At 32.2% G+C, this 1,157-nt stretch carries 1 protein-coding gene; it reads right to left on the bottom strand.

Features of this window, described 5'->3' with window-relative positions; all coding sequences use genetic code 11:
• On the bottom strand, positions 1-1,157 hold a 1,157-nt coding region (locus MBCUT_RS11100), incomplete at both ends, for a hypothetical protein (protein WP_169805341.1).

The raw sequence follows: 1,157 nt of genomic DNA, 5'->3' as shown, positions 1-1,157 counted from the left end.
ATTACTATTAGAAATACCACTAGATGTATATATTGCTCCGCCATTGTTTACTGGTGTGGTGTTTTGTTCTGGGTTGTTGGATATCCATGTTGTATTGTATCCATTACTAGTAAATTCACTGTTTCTAACATTTATATTAGCACTGTTGAATATGACATTGTAAAAACCTGCATTCGTTGTTATTTTACCTGAATCACCGGAGGTTGCTATTGTGATGTTTTTGTTGTAGTTTCTTGTAACATTGCAATTGTTGGTGTTGTTGGTGAAGGTTGATTGTGTTATTTCTAGCTGTCCAGTGTTTACAATAGAAGCATAAACATAGTTTGTGGTTTGACTATTTATATAAGTATTGTTGTTGTTTTGTCTTGTTATTCTGATGTTTTCGTTTGCTGAGTAGTTATAGGTCAAGTTTTGGTTGAGTTGTATGTTGTTGTTTGTGAAGTTGGATCTTGTGATATTTAACCTTCCTCTATTAACAACTAACCCTCCACCACCAATATAAGTAGTATTATATGGTATGTTTGATATTATAGTGGTGTTGGTTGTATAAGGTATTTCTTCGTAGTAGTTGTATTGAATGTTCATCTTGTTATTGTTGAAGTGAGAATCTTGTATAACCATATCACCATTATTTAAAACTAAATAACCAGTACTAATATTAGTCTGAACTGTGTAATCGTTAGGATTACTCTTATAAACTACTGATCGTGAGATTAGTAGGTTGTTGATTGTGTTATCTGTAAAAACACAGTCTTGAATAGTGACTCGACCATCATTGTTTATTAGGTAGCTGTTGTTGCCTATTTGTGCGTTTTTTATGGTTAGATTAGCTAGTATTAAACTTGCACCAGAATTAATCGTGAATAACTTACTACCACCACCAAGATCAAGAACCGTATTAACTTTATTAGTTCCAGTTATGGTTAAGTTCTTATTTATAACTATACCAGTGTTATTATCTCCGGTATAGGTGCCGTCTGATAATATTATTCTGTCGTTATTAGCTGATTGGTTAACTGCGTTATTAAGCCCACCAGCAGTACTATTAGTAATATTAGTATCTGCTGCAAAACTGTTTGATAAACTAACCATTACCAACAAAGCAAGTAGCAAAAATAAAATCATCCAAAAAGACGTCTTTTTAAATTTATTCATAA

It is taken from the genome of Methanobrevibacter cuticularis (genome assembly GCF_001639285.1).
Classification (GTDB): Archaea; Methanobacteriota; Methanobacteria; order Methanobacteriales; family Methanobacteriaceae; genus Methanobaculum; species Methanobaculum cuticulare.
The sequence above is the reverse complement of the archived record's forward strand: the minus strand, read 5'-3'. Positions and strand labels throughout refer to the sequence as shown.